This is a genomic window from Nonomuraea turkmeniaca (assembly GCF_005889735.1).
Classification (GTDB): Bacteria; Actinomycetota; Actinomycetes; order Streptosporangiales; family Streptosporangiaceae; genus Nonomuraea; species Nonomuraea turkmeniaca.
On record NZ_VCKY01000002.1, the window covers coordinates 54,841 to 69,348 of the forward strand.

The 14,508-nt window shown below is 71.4% G+C and carries 13 protein-coding genes; 9 read left to right on the forward strand and 4 right to left on the reverse strand.

The features are described 5' to 3' along the window. The first annotated feature begins 61 nt into the window (after nucleotides 1–61). The 7 genes from ETD86_RS00995 to ETD86_RS01025 all read left to right on the forward strand — a co-directional run bounded on the left by ETD86_RS00995 (nucleotide 62) and on the right by ETD86_RS01025 (nucleotide 7,779). Complete coding sequence (locus tag ETD86_RS00995; RefSeq protein WP_211369740.1) at nucleotides 62–1,159, forward strand: ABC transporter substrate-binding protein; 1,098 nt, start codon at nucleotides 62–64, stop codon at nucleotides 1,157–1,159. After that, nucleotides 1,159–1,920, forward strand: coding sequence for an ATP-binding cassette domain-containing protein (locus tag ETD86_RS01000; RefSeq protein WP_138664149.1), 762 nt, complete (start codon nucleotides 1,159–1,161; stop codon nucleotides 1,918–1,920). Before ETD86_RS00995 ends, ETD86_RS01000 begins: the two co-directional genes overlap by 1 nt. Beyond that, nucleotides 1,917–3,149: a sugar ABC transporter permease gene (locus tag ETD86_RS01005; RefSeq protein ID WP_138664150.1), complete on the forward strand. Its 1,233-nt coding sequence runs from the start codon at nucleotides 1,917–1,919 to the stop codon at nucleotides 3,147–3,149. Before ETD86_RS01000 ends, ETD86_RS01005 begins: the two co-directional genes overlap by 4 nt. Then, nucleotides 3,149–4,630, forward strand: a complete 1,482-nt coding sequence (locus ETD86_RS01010) for an FGGY-family carbohydrate kinase (protein ID WP_138664151.1) — start codon at nucleotides 3,149–3,151, stop codon at nucleotides 4,628–4,630. The genes ETD86_RS01005 and ETD86_RS01010 overlap by 1 nt, the downstream gene beginning before the upstream one ends. 67 nt (nucleotides 4,631–4,697) lie before the next feature. Next, nucleotides 4,698–6,164, forward strand: coding sequence for an FGGY-family carbohydrate kinase (locus ETD86_RS01015; protein ID WP_138664152.1), 1,467 nt, complete (start codon nucleotides 4,698–4,700; stop codon nucleotides 6,162–6,164). After that, entirely contained in the window at nucleotides 6,161–6,778 is a 618-nt protein-coding gene (locus tag ETD86_RS01020) for a histidine phosphatase family protein (RefSeq protein WP_138664153.1), read from the forward strand. The genes ETD86_RS01015 and ETD86_RS01020 overlap by 4 nt, the downstream gene beginning before the upstream one ends. Beyond that, nucleotides 6,775–7,779, forward strand: coding sequence for a 2-hydroxyacid dehydrogenase (locus tag ETD86_RS01025; RefSeq protein WP_138664154.1), 1,005 nt, complete (start codon nucleotides 6,775–6,777; stop codon nucleotides 7,777–7,779). Before ETD86_RS01020 ends, ETD86_RS01025 begins: the two co-directional genes overlap by 4 nt. 10 nt (nucleotides 7,780–7,789) lie before the next feature. On the opposite strand, the gene ETD86_RS01030 is transcribed toward ETD86_RS01025, so the two are convergent. Further along, on the reverse strand, nucleotides 7,790–8,557 hold the full coding sequence (locus ETD86_RS01030; RefSeq protein ID WP_138664155.1) for an AMP-binding protein: 768 nt from the start codon (nucleotides 8,555–8,557) through the stop codon (nucleotides 7,790–7,792). A 399-nt stretch (nucleotides 8,558–8,956) separates the two neighbouring features. Between ETD86_RS01030 and ETD86_RS01035 the strand changes: the two genes are divergently transcribed. After that, nucleotides 8,957–10,819 carry an ABC transporter ATP-binding protein gene (locus ETD86_RS01035; protein ID WP_138664156.1) on the forward strand — a complete coding sequence of 621 codons (1,863 nt, stop codon included), beginning with the start codon at nucleotides 8,957–8,959 and terminating at the stop codon, nucleotides 10,817–10,819. A 7-nt stretch (nucleotides 10,820–10,826) separates the two neighbouring features. On the opposite strand, the gene ETD86_RS01040 is transcribed toward ETD86_RS01035, so the two are convergent. Both ETD86_RS01040 and ETD86_RS01045 read right to left on the reverse strand, forming a co-directional pair. Then, on the reverse strand, nucleotides 10,827–12,278 hold the full coding sequence (locus ETD86_RS01040) for a penicillin-binding transpeptidase domain-containing protein (RefSeq protein ID WP_138664157.1): 1,452 nt from the start codon (nucleotides 12,276–12,278) through the stop codon (nucleotides 10,827–10,829). Between the two features lie 36 nt (nucleotides 12,279–12,314). Continuing rightward, nucleotides 12,315–12,674, reverse strand: a complete 360-nt coding sequence (locus ETD86_RS01045) for a MerR family transcriptional regulator (protein ID WP_138664158.1) — start codon at nucleotides 12,672–12,674, stop codon at nucleotides 12,315–12,317. A gap of 151 nt (nucleotides 12,675–12,825) precedes the next feature. Between ETD86_RS01045 and ETD86_RS01050 the strand changes: the two genes are divergently transcribed. Continuing rightward, a complete protein-coding gene (locus tag ETD86_RS01050; RefSeq protein ID WP_138664159.1) occupies nucleotides 12,826–13,749 on the forward strand; it encodes an aldo/keto reductase in 924 nt (307 codons plus the stop codon). 79 nt (nucleotides 13,750–13,828) lie between these two features. Here ETD86_RS01050 and ETD86_RS01055 read toward each other — a convergent pair whose 3' ends face one another. Continuing rightward, entirely contained in the window at nucleotides 13,829–14,467 is a 639-nt protein-coding gene (locus ETD86_RS01055; protein ID WP_138664160.1) for a TetR/AcrR family transcriptional regulator, read from the reverse strand. Nucleotides 14,468–14,508: the final 41 nt, after the last annotated feature.

Genomic DNA, 14,508 nt, shown 5'->3' on the forward strand with positions numbered 1-14,508 from the left:
TCTCGGGGGCAGCGAGCGAATGGATCCGTCCGCGAGGACGTAGCGAGTGAGGAACGAATCCGTGAACAGAGCTCAGATGCGGACCTCCGCGTTCGCCGCAGTGGCAGTGCTCGCCGGCTCGGTGCTGGCCGGGTGCGGCTCAGGCTCCGGCTCCACCGGTGGAACCAGCGGCGCGACCGCCGGCGGGGGCGACCTGCAGAACGCCAAGGTCGCCTTCCTCATGCCGGACCTCGCGTCGACCAGGTACGAGCTGCAGGACAAGCCGCTGTTCGAGGCGCGGATGAAGCAGCTCTGCCCGACCTGCGAGGTCATCTACCAGAACGCCGACTCCGACGCCGCCAAGCAGCAGCAGCAGGCCAACTCCGCGCTCGCCCAGGGCGTCAAGGCCATCGTGCTCGACCCGGTCGACTCCGCCGCGGCGGCCACCATCGTCAAGTCGGCCCAGTCGCAGCAGGTGCCGATCATCGCCTACGACCGGCCCATCCCGGCCACGCCCGCCGACTACTACATCTCGTTCGACAACGAGAAGATCGGCGCGATGATCGCCCAGTCCCTCGTGGACCACCTGAAGAAGGAGAACGCGGAGGGCGGGATCCTCCAGGTCAACGGCTCCCCCACCGACGCCGCGGCCGGGCTGATCAAGAAGGGCATCCACAGCGCGGTCGACCCGAGCGGCTTCAAGCTGCTGGCCGAGTACGACACCCCCGACTGGCAGCCGGAGAAGGCGCAGACCTGGGTGAGCGGCCAGATCACGCAGTTCAAGGACCAGATCGTCGGCGTGGTCGCGGCCAACGACGGCACCGGCGGCGGCTCGATCGCCGCGTTCAAGGCCGCGGGCGTGAAGGTGCCGCCGGTCACCGGCAACGACGCCGAGGTGGCCGCCGCGCAGCGCATCATCGCCGGCGACCAGTACAACACGATCTCCAAGCCCATCAAGATCGTGGCCGAGGCGTCGGCGAACGTGGCCTGGGAGTTCATGCAGGGCAAGAAGCCCGCAGGCAAGGCCACGCTGTACAACACGCCGTCCGAGCTGTTCACCCCCACGGTCGTGACCAAGGAGAACATCAAGGAAGTGTTGTTCGACAGCGGCATCATGAAGGCAGCGGACGTGTGCACCGGCGAGTACGCCAAGGGCTGCGGCGAGCTCGGAATCAAGTAATGGACGTTCTTACCCTCCGCGGGATCAGCAAGACCTTCGGGGCGGTGGCCGCGCTCACCGGCATCGACCTCGATGTGGCCGCCGGCCAGGTCGTCGCGGTCGTCGGCGACAACGGCGCGGGCAAGTCGACGCTGGTCAAGATCCTTTCGGGCGTGCACCCGCCGGACTCGGGCACGATCACGTTCGAGGGGAACGAGGTCGAGATCCCGACCCCGGCCGCCGCGCACAAGCTCGGCATCGCCACCGTCTTCCAGGACCTGGCGTTGTGCGAGAACCTCAACGTCATCCAGAACCTCTTCCTCGGCCAGGAGATCCGCCCGCTGCGGTTGAACGACGTGGCCATGGAGACCCGCTCGTGGGAGCTGCTCCGCCAGCTCTCGGCCAAGATCCCGAGCGTGCGGGTGCCGGTCGCGGCGCTGTCCGGCGGCCAGCGGCAGACGGTCGCCATCGCCAGGTCGTTGCTCGGCGACCCGAAGATCATCATCCTCGACGAGCCGACCGCCGCGCTCGGCGTGGCGCAGACGGCCGAGGTGCTCAACCTGGTCGAGCGGCTGCGGGAGAACGGCCTGGGCGTCATCATGATCAGCCACAACATGGCGGACGTGAAGGCCGTCGCCGACACCGTGGCGGTGCTGCGGCTCGGCCGCAACAACGGCGTCTTCGACGTGAGCGAGGTCACCACCGAGGACATCATCGCCGCCATCACCGGCGCCACCGACAACGCCGTCTCCCGCCGGGCGCAGAAAGGAACGCCGTCATGAGCACGCTCACCACGGACCGGCAGGACGAGCGCCTTCAGAACCGCGACGGGCTGCGCGGCGCGCTCGCCGACGTGATCGAGCGGGCCCGCGGCGGCGACCTGGGCGTCATCCCGGTCGTGGTCGGGCTCGTGGTCATCTGGACGGTTCTGCAGGTGCTCAACCCGATCTTCCTGTCCAGCGCGAACCTGGTGAACCTCACCCTCGAATCCGCCGCCGTCGGCATCATCGCGCTCGGCATCGTGTGCGTGCTGCTCGTGGGCCAGATCGACCTGTCGGTCGGCTCGGTGAGCGGTCTGTCGGGCGCGGTGCTCGCGGTGTTGTTCGTGGGCGAGGGGCTGCCGGTCTGGCTGGCCGTCGCGGCCTCGGTCGTCATGGGTGCGGTGATCGGCTGGGTGTACGGGCAGCTGTTCAACAGGTTCGGGGTGCCGAGCTTCGTGATCACGCTGGCCGGGCTGCTGGCCTTTCTCGGGCTCCAGCTGTACGTGCTGGGCACGAAGGGGTCGATCAACCTGCCGTTCGACTCGGGGCTGGTGAACTTCGCGCAGCTGGACTTCGTACCGGCCTGGTTGTCGTACACGTTCGCGGTGATCGCCGCGGTCTGGCTGTTCGACAGCGGCTACCTGCACGCGCGGGAGCGGCGCCGGGCAGGGCTGTCGGCAAGAGGCGTGTCCACGCTCGCGCTCAGGAGCGTGGCGCTGCTGGCGGTGCTGGCCTTCGTGGTCTGGTACCTCGGGCAGACGCGTGGCGTCGGCTGGATGTTCGTCTTCTTCGTCGCGTTGGTGCTGATCATGCACTACCTGCTGTCGCGGACGAAGTGGGGGCGGGCGGTCTACGCCGTGGGCGGCAACGTGGAGGCCGCCCGACGGGCGGGCATCAACGTCAAGGCGATCTACACCTCGGTGTTCGTGTTGTGCTCGACGTTCGCGGCGGTCGGCGGCATCCTGGCCGCGGCCAGGCTCGCGGCCGCCAACCAGAGCAGCGGCTCGGGCGACGTCAACCTCAACGCGATCGCGGCGGCGGTGATCGGCGGAACGAGCCTGTTCGGCGGGCGCGGCACCGCCTTCGGCGCGCTGCTCGGGATCATCGTCATCCAGTCGATCTCCAGCGGGCTGACGCTGCTCAACCTGGACTCCTCGATCAGGTTCGTGGTCACCGGCGCGGTGCTGCTGCTCGCGGTGATCGTCGACTCTGTGTCGCGCCGGTCGAGGACCTCCCACGGCAGGGCGTGATGGCGATCATCTGCGTGGACGCGGGGACCACGGTCATCAAGGCGGTCGCGTACGACGCCGCGGGCGCCGAGTCGGCCGTCGCCCGGCGCGAGACCGTGGTGTCCAGGCCGGAGCCCGGCCATGCCGAGCAGGACATGGGAGCGGTCTGGGACGCGGTCGTGGCCACGGTCCGTGAGGTCGCGACCGGGCACGTCGACTTCGTTGCGGTGACGGCGCAGGGCGACGGCTGCTGGCCGGTCGGCGCGGACCTCGAGCCCACCGGGCCGGCCATCCTGTGGAACGACGCCCGTGCGGCGGCCACCGTGGACGCCTGGACCCGGGACGGACTGGCCGCGGCGGCGTTCCGCGTCAACGGGTCCTCGGCCGCGTCCGGGCTCCCGCACGCGATCCTGACCTGGCTCCACACGAACGACCCCGAACGGCTGGACCGGTCGGCCGCCGTGCTGACCTGCGGCGGCTGGATCTTCGCGAAGCTGACCGGAGAGCTGGTCGCGGACGAGTCGGACGCCTCCGCGCCGTTCATGGACCTGCGGGCACGGGCCTACTCGGCCGAACTGCTCGCCCTGTTCGGCCTGGAGTGGGCCGAACGGCTCCTTCCACCGGTCCGTTCCTGCCCCGTCGCCCAGCTGACCGCGGACGCGGCGGCAGCGCTGGGGCTGGCCGCCGGGACGCCGGTCGTGATGGCCCCGTACGACATCGCCGCGACCGCGCTCGGCGCGGGCGCGGTCACGGCCGGGCAGGCGTGCGGCATCCTCGGGACCACGCTGTGCACCGAGGTCCTCCTCGACTCCCCCGCGTTGGACGGCGAGCCGACCGGCATCACGATCGCGCTGCCCGGGGGTTATCTGCGGGCGTTCCCCACGTTCGCGGGCACGGAGGTGGTGCAGTGGACGTGCCGCCTGCTGGGGCTGCGCGAGCCGGCGGAGCTGGGCGAGCTGGCCGGGCGGAGCGCGCCGGGCGCGGGCGGGCTGACGTTCCTGCCCTACCTGTCGCCCGCCGGCGAGCGGGCGCCCTTCACGGACCCCCTCGCGCGGGGGGCGATGCTCGGCATGTCGTTCGAGCATGGCCGTGAGCACGTCGCGCGGGCGGCGCTCGAAGGGCTCACCATGGTGATCAAGGACTGCCTGGCGGCCACCGGCGCGGCCCCGACGGAGTTGCGGGTGTGCGGGGGCGGGTCGGCCAGCACCGCCTGGCTCGGGATGATCGCCGACGTCACCGGGCTGCCGGTGCGACGCTCGGCCGACACCGAGGTGGGGGCGCGGGGTGCGTATCTGGTGGGGCTGGCCGCGACCGGTGCCGCGCCGTCCGTCGCGGCGGCCGCCGCCGATCACGTACGCCTGCGCGACGCGGTCGAGCCCGACCCGGGGCGGCAGGCGTTCTACGCGCGCCTGTTCGCCGACTTCCTGACGCTGCGTGCGGCCACCGGGGGTTCGTGGCCGTTGCTGGGTGAGATGCGCGACCGTTCAAGGGGCCGTTCATGAGCGAGCGCAGCGAGCGAACAATCAGACACAGCCGTGTCACGTTCATGCGACCGACGAAGGAGGGCGCATGAACGTGTGGATCGGCATCGACCTCGGCACGCAGAGCGTGCGGGCGATGGCCGTCGGCGAGACCGGCGAGGTGCTCGGCGCGGCCGGGCGGCCGCTGACCAGCCACCGTGACGGGCCCCGCCACGAGCAGGACCCCGAGGAGTGGTGGCGGGCGCTGGCCGCCGCCACCCGTGAGGCGCTGCGTGACGTGCCCCCTTCCCTGGTCGCGGGCGTGGCCGTGGCCGCGACCTCTGGAACGATCCTGCTCACGGACGTTTCCGGCAGGCCGTTGACGCCCGCTCTCATGTACGACGACCGCCGCGCCGACGCCGACCTGGCCAACGAGGTGGGCGCGGCCGTGTGGGAGCGGCTCGGCTACCGCCGCATGCAACCCAACTGGGCGCTGCCGAAGCTGCTGTGGCTCCTCCGCGACGCTCCCGCCGGGGCCCGGCCGGCGCACCAGAACGACTTCGTGAACCGGCGCCTGGTCGGGCACGAGGTGCCCACGGATCTGAGCAACGCGCTCAAGACCGGCGTGGACCTGATCGAGGAGCGCTGGCCTGCCGAAGTGCTGGACCTGGTGCCTCCGGAGATCCTTCCCGAGGTCGTGCGGCCCGGCACCCGGCTGGGCGTGGTCTGCGCGGCCGCCGCTGAGGAGACCGGCATCCCCGCGGGCACACCGGTGATCGCCGGGACCACGGACGGCTGCGCGGCCCAGCTCGGCGCGGGCGCCACCCGGGTCGGCAGCTGGAACTCGGTGCTGGGCACGACGCTGGTGCTCAAGGGCGTGACGAAGGAGCTGCTCCACGACCCGCTCGGCGTGGTGTATTCGCACCGCGCCCCGGACGGCTCATGGCTGCCGGGCGGCGCGTCCAGTACGGGGGCGGGCGCGCTGACCCGCGACCTGCCCGGCCGCGACCTGGACGCGCTGAGCGCCCAGGCCGCCGAGAGTTTCGGGCTGGGACGGATGGATGACGGCCGTTCCGCGACCGGGGACAGCCGGCCCGCATCCGCGCCCGTCACCTATCCGCTGGTGTCGCGCGGCGAGCGCTTCCCGTTCGCCGCCCCCGACGCCGAGACCTTCACCCTCGGCGCCCCGGTCGGCGACGTGGACCGCTACGCCGCCATCATCCTGGGCGCGGCCTTCATCGAGCGTCTCTGCTTCGACTACCTCGACCTCCTCGGCGCACCCGTGGACGGCGAGGTGATCCTGACCGGCGGCGCCACCCGCAGCGCATTCTGGACCCAGGTGCGGGCGGACGTCCTGGGACGTCCCGTGACGCTGCGCGAGAACGCCGAGCCCGCCCTCGGCATGGCCGTCCTGGCAGGCGGCGACCCCACCCGGATGATCAGGACCCGCGCGACGGTGGACCCGTCCGGCGCCGGCTTCGGAGAGCCGTACATCCGCTTCATCGAGGAGCTGGAGCGGCGCGGCTGGCTCGCCGGCGCGGCCGCGCGACACGCTCGTGAGAGGACCGCCCGATGACCGACCTCGTCCTCGTGCGCCATGGCGAGACCGTCTGGCACGCCGAGAACCGCTATGCCGGCGTCAGCGACATCGAGCTGACCCCACGTGGCTACGAGCAAGCCGAACGGCTCGCCGAATGGACGGCGAACGCGGACCTGGCGGTGGTGTGGGCCTCCACGCTCAGCCGGGCCGTGATCACCGCCGAGGCGAGCGCCGCCAAGGCGGGGCTCCCCCTGCACACCGACGCCCGGCTGCGCGAGCTGGACTTCGGCCAGGCAGAGGGCCTGACCGCCGCCGAGATGAAGGAACGGTTCCCCGGCGCCCGCGCCGCCTTCGAGTCCGACCCCGCCGCGCACCCGCTCCCCGGCGGCGAGGACCCGCACGCGGCCGCCACCCGCTTCGTCGCGGCCCTGCACGACATCGCCGCCGCGAACCCCGGCGCCCGCGTCCTGGTGGTCGCGCACACGACCGCCATCAGGCTGGCCCTGTGCCGGCTGATCGGCGTCCCGCTCGGCGAGTACCGCCGGTTGTTCCCGCGCCTGGACAACTGCGCACTGACCGAGCTACGCGTGCGCGACCAGGGGCGGGCCGCGTTGCTGCAGTACAACTCCCCGATTGGAGCCGTTCGTTGACCACCCGAGTCCTTGTCGCAGGCGACCACTTCGTCCAGAACCGCCTGCTCATCGACGCGCTCAGGCGCGAGGTCCCCGGCGAGGTGGACATCCGCGAGCTGACGCTGCCGTGGCCGGTGGAGCCGTTCGGCCGGGTGGGCGAGGTGGACGAGGCGTCGGACGTGGAGGACGAGCTGATCGAGGCGCTGCGCGGCATCGAGGTGTGCGTGACGCAGATGGCTCCCCTGACCAAGCGTGTCCTGGACGCCTCCCCCGACCTGCGGCTGTTCTGCGTCAGCCGGGGCGGGCCGGTGAACGCGAACCTGGAGGCGGCGGAGCAGGCCGGCGTCGCGGTGACGTACGCGCCCGGCCGCAACGCGGTCGCCACCGCCGAGCACACGCTCGCCATGTTGCTGGCCGCCACCCGCAGGATCCCCCAGACGCACGCCGACCTGGCGGGTGGCGTGTGGCGCGGCGACTACTACATGTACGACAACGTCGGCCCCGAACTGGACGGCAGCACGGTCGGCCTGGTCGGCTACGGCGCGATCGGCCGCCGCGTGGCCCGCATGCTGGAGGGCTTCGGCGCGACCGTCCTCGTCCACGACCCGTACGTCGACGTTCACGGGAAGGTGGACCTGGACGAGCTCCTGGGTCGCTCGCGTTTCGTCTCCCTGCACGCCCGCGCCACCCCCGAGACCGCCGGCATGATCGGCGCGGCCGAGCTCGCCGCCATGCCGCGCGGCTCGGTCGTGGTCAACTGCGCCCGCGGCGCGCTGCTCGACTACGACGCGCTGTGCGACGCGCTGGACTCCGGCCACCTGTTCGGCGCGGCGATGGACGTCTTCCCCGAGGAGCCGATCCCGCCGGGCTCACGCCTGCTCACGACGCCGAATCTGATCATGACCCCGCACCTGGCCGGGGCCAGCAAGGAGACGGCCGTGAAGGCCGCCGCGATCGTGGCCGCGGACGTGGCCCGCTACGTACGCGGCGAGCCACTCGCCCATGTGGCCACCCCTTGAGCGCGCACACTCAGCCCACCCGCTCCAGCGTGCGCTGAGGGCAGGTCACCACGGTGACATCGAAGTCGTGGCCGGCTCCGGGCAGATCGCCGCCGCCCGACGCCACCACCAGCGCACCCTTCGACATGCAGAGACCGACGAGGGCGAGCAGGTCGCAGCCGCCGTCAGGGCGCCACGTGGTCAGCACCACGTCGGACTCGGTCAGGCGTACGGGCCGGTCGAGCTCGGCCATCCTGGCCAGCAGGTCCGCGTGCGACAGGCGGCGGCCGTCCGCCAGCAGCAGCGCGTCCTGGTGCTCGGCGTCGAGCGCGGGCAGCGCGGTCGGCTCGAGCGTGAGCAGGGTGCGGAAGTCGATCGCGTCGAGCGCCGCACCGAGCGAGACCACCTCCCGCACCCGGGATCGGTCCGCCGCCAGCGTCGCGGTCACGGCCAGGTCGGGCGTGGTGATCAGGGTATGGGCGTCGCAGGCCCGCAGCCGGGCCGCGATCTCCTCGGCGCCGAGCGAGGGGTCGATGGGCGCCGCCACCCCTCCGGCCGCGAGCACCGTGTGCACGGCCAGCGTCTGCGCGCCCGCCGTCGAGACGTGCACGCCCACCACCTGGTCCCGCCTGGCACCCCTGTGCACCAGCCCGGACGCCGCCCTGGTCACCTCGGTCACCAGCCGCCGGTACCCGTAGACGTGGCCGCCACGCAGGTCGACGAGCGCCGGCCGGTCGCCACGCTCGTAGGCCCGGCGGAACACCTCGTTGATCACGGTGGCCGAGGCGTCGGGCTGCATGCCCGCCAACGTACGACCGCCCTGGGCGGCGCAGCATCCACCGATCTATGTACGCCCATGTGCATTCTGGTGAACGGGGCGGGCCCGAGTCCTGCGCGACTCGAGCCCGCTGCCGCACGCCCGGAGCCGGACTCCCACCCCTCCGAAGACGTCCGGCCCCGTAGGCCGCGCGACGCCCCCAACCGTAGGGCTGCGCACGCCGGCGGCACATGCGTTGACATGGCCATTCGACGATGCAGAAGCCAATGTGTAGACGAGATGCCGTCAAGCCGGAGAATCAAGGGGCCGCGCCGGCGCACTGCTGGACACCGACCGGTAGCGGATCGACCGGCTTCAGCCAGTGACGCGCGCGGCGATAACCGGTGGAGAACTGTCGGTGCCCGTAGGCACACTCGACTCATGGCCGATGAGCCGCTGGAGCTCGGCGAGATCTCCTTCTCCGACTGGCACGCCCACACGGACAAGCTGGCGGACGTGGGCTTCCTGACCATCGCCAGGAGGCTGCCGTCACTCGTGGCCCAGGCGATGCGCATGGCGTGGCGGGCCAGCCCGCGCGACACCGTGGCCACGGTCACGCTCAACCTGCTCGGCGGCGTGTTCACCGCGTTCGGGCTGCTGGCCACGACCGGCGTGCTCACCGCGCTCTTCAGCGAGGGCCCGACCCCGGACCGCGTCGTGGCCGCGCTGCCGAGCCTGGCCCTGGTGGCCGCGGCGGCGGCGCTGCGCACGGCGGTGCAGGCCGGCGCGGGCTGGGCGCAGTCGCGTCTGGACCCGCAGGTCAGCCGCCTGACCGAGGAGCGGCTCTACGGCCTGACCAGCCGCGTCGACCTGGTGGCCTACGACGACCCCGAGTTCCATGACGCCTTGCAGCGGGCCAGGCTGCGCGGCGTGGCCATGGCGGACCAGGTGGTGTCGGCGGCCGTCGACGTGCTGACGTCCGCCGTCGGCATCGCCGCCGTGGCCGGCGTGCTCGGTGTCCTGCACCCGGTGCTGCTCCCGCTGCTCCTGCTGGCGGTGCTGCCGGACGCGTGGGCGATGGTGCGCAGCGCCAGGATGCGCTACGCCACCCTCTACGCCCTCATTCCCGCCAACCGCCGCAAGTGGATCATCGGCGAGTTGCTGGCCAACCGCGAGCCCGCGGCCGAGGTCCGCTCGTTCACCATGCGCGGTTTCCTGCTGCGCATGTACGACGCCGTGGCCAAAGCCGAGCAGGACGTCATGCTCAAGCTGGCCAGGCGGCAGACGTTCGCCAAGCTCGTCGGCGAGTCGCTCGGCGGCCTCGGCACCGGCCTGGTCTACGTCGCGCTCGGCGTGCTGCTCGCGATCGCCGCGATCCCGCTGGCCGTGGCGGGCACGGCGGTGCTGGCCATCAGGTCGGCCCAGCAGTCGCTGGGCAATCTGATGTACGCCACCAATCGCCTCTACGAGGAGGGCCTCTACTTCACCGACTTCCTCGAGTTCTGCGCCGACGCCGAACGCCGCGTGCCCGGGAGGCGGCCGGCCGCGTTGCCGGCGGGCTTCCAGCGCATCACCGCCAGGGCCGTGACGTTCACGTACCCGGGGGCGGAGGAGCCGGCCCTGCGCGAGGTGAACATCGAGATCAAGCAGGGCGAGGTGATCGCCTTCGTCGGCGAGAACGGCTCCGGCAAGACCACCCTCGCCAAGATCCTCTCAGGCCTGTACGAGCCGGACTCCGGGACGGTCTTCTGGGACGACACCGACCTGAAACAGGTCAACCCCGAGGACCTGCGCCTGCGCACGGCGGTGATCGCCCAGGACCACACCCGCTGGCCGCTGACCGCCCGCTACAACATCACGATGGGCACCGACAAAGGTGACGAGGCCTTACACGCGGCCGCGGGGGTGGCGGGCGCGGACGAGGTCGTCGCCGACCTGCCGCACGGCTACCGCACCCTGCTCGACCGCCGCTTCAAGGACGGCCACGAGCTGTCCGGCGGCCAATGGCAGCGCATCGCCGTCGCGCGCGGCTTCCACCGCGACGCCGACCTGCTCATCTGCGACGAGCCCACCGCCGCACTCGACGCCCGCGCCGAACACGCCCTCTTCGAACGCATCCGCGGCCACTCCGACGGACGCACCGTCCTGCTCATCACCCACCGGCTGGCCAGCGTCCGCTACGCCGACCGCATCTACGTCCTCGACCACGGCAAGGTCACCGAGCAGGGCGACCACGACACGCTCATGGCACTCGACGGCCTCTACGCCGACCTCTACACCCTGCAGGCGAGGGCATACCGCTGAGCGGCGCTCACGCCAGGGCGGCCTCGATCAAGGCCCGCGCGATCGGCGCCGCGTCGGCGGCCCGGGCGCCCGGATGCTCCAGCACGACCCCCACCGCCACCTCGGGCTTGTCCGCGGGCGCGAAGGCGGTGACCAGCGCGTTGTCCTCCGCACCGGGGACGGCTCGGGACATGGCGGTCTTGGCGGCCACCTCCACGCCCGGGATGGCCGCGCCCGTTCCTGTGCCGCCCGCGTGGGTCACCGTGGTCATCATCGCCGCCAGGTGCTTGGCCAGCGTGGCCGGCACCGCCGTGCGGTACGGCGTGGGACCGGCGCGGTTGATGACCGAGCCGTCCGGCAGGCGTACCTCCTCCACCAGGTACGGCCGCATCAGCACCCCGTCGTTGGCCACCGCCGCCGACAGCATGGCGATCATCAGCGGCGTGGCACGGTCGTCGTGGTGCCCGATGGCCGCCAGAGCCGTCTGGGCACGATTCATGGCAGTGGGAAACCGGCTCGGCGTCGCGGTCACCGGGATCGCCAGGCTCTCCGCGTTGAAGCCGAACGCCTCCGCCTGGTCCCGCAGGATGTCCTGGCCCAGCTGCAGCCCGATGGTGGCGAACGCCGTGTCGCAGGAGACCTGGAAGGCGTACATGAGCGTCGGGCGCGGATCGCGGCAGCCGGGGTCGTTGCGGACGAACGCGGAGGTCCCCGGCAGCGGCAGCCGTGCCGGCGCGTTGACCAGGCTGGCCGGGTTGTACTCTCCGGAGCCCAGCGCCGCGGCCGTGGTCACCAGCTTGAACGTGGAACCCGGCGGATACGCCCGGTGCAGCGCCCGGTTCAGCAGCGGCTGCCCCGGCTCATGCCGTAGCCGCCGCACCGTCTCGGCGAGCCGGGCACGGTCGAAGGTGGTGAAGGCGTTCGGGTCGTACGACGGGTACGAGGCCAGCGCCAGGATCGCGCCGGTGGCCGGGTTGATCGCCACCGCGGCCCCGGGGACGCCCGTCGCCTTGAGGCTCTGGTACGCCGCCCACTGTGCCCGATCGCTGATCGTCAGCCGCACGTCGGCCCCCTCGATGGCGCCGTCCCTGACCAGCGACCGGACCTTGACCTTGGCGTCGTCGCCGGACAACACGGCGTCCTGCGCCTGCTCGATGCCGGTGGAGCGGTACAGCGACAGGTGTCCCGTGACGGCTGCGTACAGCTCGCCGTGCCGGTAGACCCGCTGGTAGAGGTACGGGCCGCCGCCGGCCGGGCGGCTGGTCGCGATGGCCGTGCCGTCGTAGGTCAGGATGTCGCCGCGCGGATGGCCGAACCTGGCGAGCAGCGGCCGTTCGTTCCTGTGGTCGGCGTTGAGCGCATGGGAGCCGAACGCCTGCACGATCGTGATGTGGCCCAGCAGGAGGAACAACATCACCGCGCCGAGCAGGGCGACGTGGCGCAGCGACATGTTGATCCGCCCGCCCCTCGATCCGGCCATGGATCTTGGTTTACCGGCCGGAAGGCAAAGGCGGGACTACATGACGCTGCGGTAGTAGGAGATCTTGTTGTGGATGTAGCGCTGACGCTCGGCCAGGTTCGCGATCTGCGCCTGGACCTGCCGGTCGTGCTCTTCCAGCAGCTTGATCCGGTCCGGGATCGTATGGTCTCCCGCGCGGACGAGCTCGGCGAAGCGCAACATCGTGGCGATGGGCATGCCCGTGTCGCGCAGACAGCGCAGCATGCCTAGCCAGCCGATGTCGTCCTGGGTGAACCTGCGCTGGCCGGATGCGTTCCTGGTGACTCGCTCCAGCAAGCCGATCTTCTCGTAGTAACGAAGGGTATCGAGGCTGAAGCCGGTCTCCTCGACCGCTTCCGCAGGCGTGTACACGGTCATGCGGCCTCCTGCGGAGGTCGCGTGACAGGGACCGTCCTGGGTCTATTGGTTCGCTCGCTGCGCTCCCTCACGTCGCCCAGTTTCCCACCTGGAGCACACTCCAGGTCAACCGCTTGACATGGAGTGGGCTCCAGCTCCCACAGTCGGGGCCATGAACATCGCACTCGGCACGATTCACTTCGGCACCGGCGTCGATCTCAAGGACACCTTCGCCATTCTGGACCGGTTCCACGAGGCGGGCGGCACCATGCTCGACACCGCCAACAACTACCCGTTCTGGGTGGAGGGCTGCACCGGCGACGAGAGCGAACAGGCCATCGGGGCCTGGATGGCCGCCCGTGGCAACCGGGACGAGATCTTCATCAGCACCAAGGCCGGGGGACGGCCCACCGTCCCCGGCGACACCACCCTGGACTCCGCCGAGGGTCTGTCGGCGCCCGTCCTCGCCGGGGCCGCGGAAGGCAGCCTCCGGAGGCTGGGGACGGACTACATCGACCTGTACTGGGCGCACATCGAGGACCGGTCCGTGCCGCTGGAGGAGACTCTGGGGGTATTCAACGAACTCGCCGTGGCGGGCAAGGTCCGCGCCCTTGGGGCGAGCAACGTGGCGACCTGGCGGCTGGACCGGGCCAGGAACGTCTCTCTGGCGCGCGGGTGGCTGCCGTACACGTACGTGCAGCTGCGGCACACCTACCTGCGGCCGCGGCCGCTCACCAGGCCCGCCGAGACGGGGCACACACTGGTGACGGACGAGCTGCTCGGCTACCTGGCCGCCGAGCAGGACATGACGTTGTGGGCGTACAACACGCTGATGTTCGGCGCCTACACGCGTCCCGACCGGCCGATCTCCGAGATCTACGACCACCCGGGCACCACCCGCCGGCTCGCCGTGCTCCATGAGGTGGCGAACGAGCTGGGGGCCACGCCGAACCAGGTGGTCCTGGCCTGGCTGATGGCCGACGGCATCGTCCCGATCGTCGGCGTCTCGACGATGGCCCAGGTGGAGGAGGCCATCGGCGCCGCGGACCTCAAGCTGGACCCGGACCTGCGCGACCGGCTCGACGCCCCATGCTGAGCCGCCTCTTCCGGTTGCCCGCCGGGCTCTATCCGACGCGCCGCCCGCCCGCTCTGGCCCGGGCGGCGGGCCGGGGTGGTCAGGGCAGGTGGTCGGCAAGGTAACGACGGACGAGCTGCTTGCATTCGGCGATCAGCGCCGCGTCGCCTCGGGGGTCGACGCGGAAGGCGAGCTTGAGCACCGCGTCCGTCGCCTCCACCGCCACCACCAGCGCCCGGTCGAGTCCCGGCCCAGCCGGCGCGTCCAGCAAGTCCATCGTCAGCGTACGCAACCGATCGGCCACGATCGCGTTGTTGTCCTTCGCCTCATCGAGCGCACGATTGGTCCCCGGGATCGCGGGCCCTCCTGGCGCGGTGAGCACCTCGCCGAAGTCCATGACCGCGAACCCCGGCGTGGTGCGCTTCATGACGACGAACTCGTCGATGGCCAGGTCGACCAGGTCGGTCCAGTGCCCGAGATCGGCCGCCGCGATGCGCTCGCTGATCCGTTCCAGGAACGCGTCCAGGTTACGCAGCGCCAGCGCCCGCACCAGCCCCTGCTTGTCGTGGAAGAACTGGTAGAACGTCCCGATCGGCACCTCGGCCCGCCGCGCGACCTCCTTCGTCGTCAGCGCCTCGTATCCGACCTCGTCGAGCAGCAACGCGCACTCGTCGAGCATCCGCTCCACCCGCTCCACGCTGCGACGTTGGGCGGGACGGCGGCGCAAGATACTCGTCATGCCTCCATCCTGGCTTATTACCAGGAAGTAAAGGGAGTCAC

What these genes read in the sequence shown, in the direction of transcription:
- ETD86_RS01045 (WP_138664158.1), bottom strand. Translation starts at nt 12,674, where the DNA reads ATGACCGTGTACACGCCTGCGGAAGCGGTCGAGGAGACCGGCTTCAGC.
- ETD86_RS01050 (WP_138664159.1), top strand. Translation starts at nt 12,826, where the DNA reads ATGAACATCGCACTCGGCACGATTCACTTCGGCACCGGCGTCGATCTC.
- ETD86_RS01040 (WP_138664157.1), bottom strand. Translation starts at nt 12,278, where the DNA reads ATGGCCGGATCGAGGGGCGGGCGGATCAACATGTCGCTGCGCCACGTC.
- ETD86_RS01055 (WP_138664160.1), bottom strand. Translation starts at nt 14,467, where the DNA reads ATGACGAGTATCTTGCGCCGCCGTCCCGCCCAACGTCGCAGCGTGGAG.
- ETD86_RS01030 (WP_138664155.1), bottom strand. Translation starts at nt 8,557, where the DNA reads ATGCAGCCCGACGCCTCGGCCACCGTGATCAACGAGGTGTTCCGCCGG.
- ETD86_RS01000 (WP_138664149.1), top strand. Translation starts at nt 1,159, where the DNA reads ATGGACGTTCTTACCCTCCGCGGGATCAGCAAGACCTTCGGGGCGGTG.
- ETD86_RS01010 (WP_138664151.1), top strand. Translation starts at nt 3,149, where the DNA reads ATGGCGATCATCTGCGTGGACGCGGGGACCACGGTCATCAAGGCGGTC.
- ETD86_RS01015 (WP_138664152.1), top strand. Translation starts at nt 4,698, where the DNA reads ATGAACGTGTGGATCGGCATCGACCTCGGCACGCAGAGCGTGCGGGCG.
- ETD86_RS01005 (WP_138664150.1), top strand. Translation starts at nt 1,917, where the DNA reads ATGAGCACGCTCACCACGGACCGGCAGGACGAGCGCCTTCAGAACCGC.
- ETD86_RS01035 (WP_138664156.1), top strand. Translation starts at nt 8,957, where the DNA reads ATGGCCGATGAGCCGCTGGAGCTCGGCGAGATCTCCTTCTCCGACTGG.
- ETD86_RS01020 (WP_138664153.1), top strand. Translation starts at nt 6,161, where the DNA reads ATGACCGACCTCGTCCTCGTGCGCCATGGCGAGACCGTCTGGCACGCC.